Annotated in this window: 3 protein-coding genes and 1 pseudogene; 2 read left to right on the top strand and 2 right to left on the bottom strand. The window is 62.8% G+C overall.

Annotated elements, in window-relative coordinates:
- Both FV222_RS21695 and FV222_RS29935 read left to right on the top strand, forming a co-directional pair.
- Nucleotides 1-113: transposase domain-containing protein (locus FV222_RS21695; RefSeq protein ID WP_147815615.1), on the top strand; the 113-nt coding region annotated here is incomplete at its 5' end.
- 79 nt (nucleotides 114-192) lie between these two features.
- A complete protein-coding gene (locus FV222_RS29935) occupies nucleotides 193-438 on the top strand; it encodes a hypothetical protein (protein ID WP_210248503.1) in 246 nt (81 codons plus the stop codon).
- 608 nt (nucleotides 439-1,046) lie between these two features.
- Here FV222_RS29935 and lpdA read toward each other — a convergent pair.
- Together lpdA and FV222_RS21710 are read right to left on the bottom strand one after the other, a co-directional pair.
- Nucleotides 1,047-2,486, bottom strand: a complete 1,440-nt coding sequence (gene lpdA, locus FV222_RS21705; protein ID WP_147815617.1) for a dihydrolipoyl dehydrogenase — start codon at nucleotides 2,484-2,486, stop codon at nucleotides 1,047-1,049.
- A gap of 299 nt (nucleotides 2,487-2,785) precedes the next feature.
- A pseudogene (locus FV222_RS21710) lies at nucleotides 2,786-3,010 on the bottom strand (phytoene/squalene synthase family protein); the annotation flags it as partial.

Here is a 3,010-nt window from a genome sequence, read left to right on the forward strand (position 1 = left end):
CCTACCTCGCCGACGTCATCACCCGCATCGTCGAGGGCCATCCACAACGTCGTCTCGACGACCTGCTGCCATGGGCCTACCCGGTCATGCCAGCCCTCAGAGCCGTGGCCTGAAAACAGCGCTTACGTTAAATTTAAAGAAGAACATACGAAGCAAGAAGAGCGGGAACTTCCTTTGCCTTCTTACACTCACATGGTCCGAGAGTTATATAACTTTTCGGCAATTGGATATTTGAAGGTTGGTGGTGCGGGTGGCGGGTCGGAGTGGGTGTGGAAATATGAGGATAGTGATGCCGAGTATGATGCCCGTGCTAACATCTTCCGAGTGCATCCAGGCTTGAAGGAAGTGCTTGGCCTGAAACAAGGGCGGGCTTATTCCGCTTCGGAGATGGACCACGTAGAAATAGCTATTGATGACGTGGACGATGAAGATGTTTGACCCTTGAATTGCAGACACTAGCTGGTGCTAACTGCTGCTAAGTCGCGCAAAAGGCCATCAAAACACCGCCCAGATCGCCGTGATCACAACCATCGGAATTTGCTGAAACACGAAGCGAGCTGGTGGGTTAGGGCGGTGCATATTAACCGATTTTTGTCGCAGTCTTTGTCACAGTTGGCGCGAAAATCAGCCGCTTGCGACGCCTTTTTTTGTCATTATGCCTACGGTCGTCCCACGGTAGGTTGGTGTTCTAAGGCTCTGAAAAGACGATGATTTTTTGTTTGATTAGATGGTGAGCGTTCGGGAGGCGGGATACGCTTTGATCGACCTGACCCGATAAGCTTTTCGGCCGTCAAATGTCGTGCAGCCACTGTCCAGGCGATTGTCACGCTAGACCGTCAACTGTGAGTCTCGGCATCACGGCCTACAGCCGCCACACGAGGGGTTGTCGCTGGCCTCCACGGCCCTCAGACACGCTAATTCGGTCACAAACTGGTCACACTGAGCGTCAGAAATGGGCTTGGGAATCGCGTAGGATCATGCCTCAAAGCACAATCCTACGCTTAGTTGAAGTTCCCTAAGTGTCTGAATAAGCAGTGTTTTTTCGACTAAGTATGGATCACCTTCCCATAAGCATCCAGCACGCTTTCATGCATCATCTCGGACAGCGTCGGGTGCGGGAAGACCGTGTGCATCAGGTCTTCCTCGGTGGTCTCGAGGTTCATGGCGACGACGTAGCCCTGGATCAGCTCGGTCACCTCGGCGCCGACCATGTGGGCGCCGAGCAGCTGGCCGGTCTTGGCGTCGAACACCGTCTTGATCAGGCCGTCCGGCTCGCCGAGCGCGATCGCCTTGCCGTTGCCGGCGAAGGGGAAGCGGCCGACCTTGACGGCAAAGCCCTGCTCCTTGGCCTTGGCCTCGGTGAGGCCGACGGAGGCGATCTGCGGCTGGCAGTAGGTGCAGCCGGGGATCTTCGCCTTGTCCATCGGGTGGGTGTGCAGGCCCTTGATCGTCTCGATGCAGATCACGCCCTCGTGCTCGGCCTTGTGGGCGAGCATCGGCGGGCCGGCGACGTCGCCGATGGCGTAGAGGCCGGGCACGTTGGTGCGCCCCAACCCGTCCGTGACGACGATGCCGCGCTCGATCGTCACCCCGAGCTTCTCCAGCCCGAGGTTCTCGATGTTGCCGACGACGCCCACCGCCGAGATCAGCTTTTCCGCCGTGATCTGCTGCACCTTGCCGTCGCCGCCCTCGATGGTGGCGGTGACCGAGTCGGCGCCCTTCTCGACCTTCGTCACCTTGGCGCCGGTGAGGATCTTGATGCCCTGCTTCTCGAAGCGCTTGCGGGCGATGGCCGCGATCTCGGGATCCTCCACCGGCAGGATCTGCGGCAGCAGCTCCACCACCGTCACCGCCGCGCCCATGGTGGCGTAGAACGAGGCGAACTCGATGCCGATCGCGCCCGAGCCCATCACCAGGAGCGATTTCGGCATCGTCTCCGGCACCATCGCCTCGTAGTAGGTCCAGATCTGCTTCTTGTCGGGCTCGATGCCGGGGATCGCGCGCGGCCGCGCGCCGGTGGCGACGATGATGTGCTTGGCCGAGTAGGTGCCGGCGGCCAGCGCCCCCTTCGGCGCGGGTGCGCGGGTGGTCTCCTTCACCGTCACCTGGCCGGCGCCGTTGCCCTTGGCGACGGAATCGACCGTGGCCTCGCCCCAGATCACGTCGACCTTGTTCTTCTTCAGCAGGTGCCCGACGCCGCCGTTCAGCTTCGACGAGACCCCGCGCGAGCGCTTTACGATCGCCGCGGTGTCGAACGAGACCTCCTTGGCGGAGAGCCCGTAGTCGGAGGCGTGCTGCATGTAGTGGTAGATCTCGGCCGAGCGCAGCAGCGCCTTGGTCGGAATGCAGCCCCAGTTCAGGCAGATGCCGCCGAGGTGCTCCCGGTCCACCACCGCGGTCTTGAACCCGAGCTGCGCCGCGCGGATCGCGGTGACGTAGCCGCCGGGGCCGGCGCCGATGATGAGCACGTCGTAGGTGTCGGCCATGAGCGTCTGGTTTCTTCCCTGGAGCGTCTTCTTTGAGGAACGTAGACGAGGAATCTGCGGGCGCCAACGCGGGGCGGCGGCGGGGGGTTACATCGCAGCGACCTCTCGCTGGACAGGGGGAGCGCGGGTCCCTTCTCCCGCCGATCTCGGGCTTGCCCGAGATCGGCTATTCTGGTGTCCAAATCGGGCAAGCCCGACTTGGATGGGGAGAAGGACAGGATGAGGGGCGAAACTCGTCCTGAGAGGTCACGCCCCTCACCCCAACCCTCTCCCCCTGGGAGAGGGAGCCGGTCGGCGCCCTACCCGGCCGCGCGCGATCCCCGCCACAGCCGCCACAGGCGGCGCCAGCGGGCGGTCTCGATCGGCGTGTTGAGCGGGTCGTAGCCCGGGTGCTCCATGGCGGCGAGGTAGCCCTCGACCAGGGCGAGCGGCAGGAAGGCGGCGCGGGCCGTCGGCGCGATCGTCGCCCTCTCGGCGTCGTAGGCGGCCAGGTGCCGGCGGGCGTCGGCGCGGAGGTCCGCGCA

It is taken from the genome of Methylobacterium sp. WL103 (genome assembly GCF_008039885.1).
GTDB lineage: Bacteria > Pseudomonadota > Alphaproteobacteria > Rhizobiales > Beijerinckiaceae > Methylobacterium > Methylobacterium cerastii.

Excerpts from the sequence above, each read along its gene's own strand:
- FV222_RS29935 (WP_210248503.1), top strand. The coding sequence starts at position 193 with ATGGTCCGAGAGTTATATAACTTTTCGGCAATTGGATATTTGAAGGTT.
- lpdA (WP_147815617.1), bottom strand. The coding sequence starts at position 2,486 with ATGGCCGACACCTACGACGTGCTCATCATCGGCGCCGGCCCCGGCGGC.